General features: G+C 38.2%; 3 protein-coding genes. All 3 read left to right on the forward strand.

The annotated features are described in order from the left end of the window. Window positions 1-341 (forward strand): hypothetical protein (locus Q0413_RS00545; protein ID WP_298986202.1); only part of this gene is annotated, 341 nt, incomplete at its 5' end. Between the two features lies 1 nt (window position 342). Next, window positions 343-504 (forward strand): hypothetical protein, encoded by a 162-nt coding sequence (locus Q0413_RS00550; RefSeq protein ID WP_298063420.1) that lies wholly within the window; start codon window positions 343-345, stop codon window positions 502-504. Window positions 505-597: 93 nt separating this feature from the next. After that, window positions 598-1143, forward strand: a complete 546-nt coding sequence (locus Q0413_RS00555) for a hypothetical protein (protein WP_298986203.1) — start codon at window positions 598-600, stop codon at window positions 1141-1143. Window positions 1144-1517 lie beyond the last annotated feature (374 nt).

A 1517-nucleotide genomic window follows, 5' to 3' on the forward strand; every position in this document is an offset into this window, starting at 1 on the left:
GTATTGCTGAACACTATCTGCCGCTCGTTCGTCTCGTTGCCGGACGGATTGCCATTACGCAAAGCCTCGAGCCGAAGCAACCCGCTACAAGCGTTGATTTAAAAGAGGTGCAAGAGCGCGTAGATGAGCTAAGTGATTTTATCAAAGCTCAAAGAGACAAAGGCGATGCTGCAGATATGGCGAAATTGGAAAAATATAAAGCTAAGCTAAATAAAAATTTAGAAATTCTAATAGATCAAACGAAAGCAGAGATCGCTGATAAGTTAGCTCGGAACGAAAGTCTTGACGAGCTAAATGAAAAGCTGAAAGAGCAGCTGTCTATGCTAAAAGCGGAGGATTAAGATGAGGAAAATTCTATTATTTTGCGCCATGATTTGTGCTGTGGCGTTTGCGCTACCTAACTGCTATGAGATCAATAAGATCGAAAAAAAGAGTGAGATTAATGAAGCGGTTTTTGTTTTGATAGATGAGACAACGCCTTTTAACGAGCCGTTAAAAGAGTAAGTGGTAAATAATGCTCTGAGATTTGCGCAGGCTGGAAATTACGTTTTCGTGGCAAAATTTTCCGCTTTTTTGCAAGGACGGTATAACGAAGTAATGTTTGATTTCGCGCTAGATACGCCTCTAAGTGATGATGAGCGATATGATCTGAATAAAAACACCCTTGCCAAATTTGATAAATGTTTAAAAGATCAGGTGAGCTTCGTCAAAAAAACTATGAGCGAAAAGATAAATGAAGCGTTTTTAAAGGAAGGTGATCAAGTCGCTAAGTCAGATATTTTTTATGCGCTCAAGGATTTTGCGGCAAATTCTATTGAGCCGCGTGAAGCGAAAAGCAAGATCGTAATTTTAGCTTCGGATATGCTAGAGAATTCCTCTGTGACGAGCTTTTATACTAAAGGCGCACCTCGCTTGATCGACGGCAAAAAGGAGCTTGGAATTTTAGAAAAGAATGATCTTTTTACAGATTTTACGGGCGCAAAAATTTATATCGTAGGCGCAGGGCTTAGCGAAGGCAAAAAAAGCTATGTAAGTCCTCAGATTCTAAATTCTTTAAGCGCGTTTTGGAGCGAATATTTTACGAAATCGAACGCTACGCTTGTTGAGATGGGCACGCCTGCGTTAAAACGCGAGGTAAAATAGCGCAGAATTTTACGCAGCTCTGTCTTTGCGAAATTTATTAAAAAGCTATTTCGCGGGCATCTTTGCGCTTGCAGCGTGGATTTTAACGAACATTACAATCGCGCTTCAGGCGCATTTAAATTCTAAAGACCTGATTCAAATTTTATTATAGTGATCGCTAAAACTCAGCATCAAAAGCATAAATTTGTATTTATATAACACAGCAAATAAAAATTCTGTTTCATAATTTCAAAACTTAAAATTTTATCTTGTGAGGATTTAAAATTTTAGTGGATATCGCGTTTTACTCGTGCGCTCGGTTTAAAATTTTAAATAACGTAAAATCCCAAATTCTCGTGCTTAAGGATAATTTTTCTGATCTCTTTTAGTAATCT

Source organism: uncultured Campylobacter sp. (assembly GCF_938045465.1).
GTDB lineage: Bacteria > Campylobacterota > Campylobacteria > Campylobacterales > Campylobacteraceae > Campylobacter_B.

Excerpts from the sequence above, each read along its gene's own strand:
- Q0413_RS00550 (WP_298063420.1), top strand. The coding sequence starts at position 343 with ATGAGGAAAATTCTATTATTTTGCGCCATGATTTGTGCTGTGGCGTTT.
- Q0413_RS00555 (WP_298986203.1), top strand. The coding sequence starts at position 598 with ATGTTTGATTTCGCGCTAGATACGCCTCTAAGTGATGATGAGCGATAT.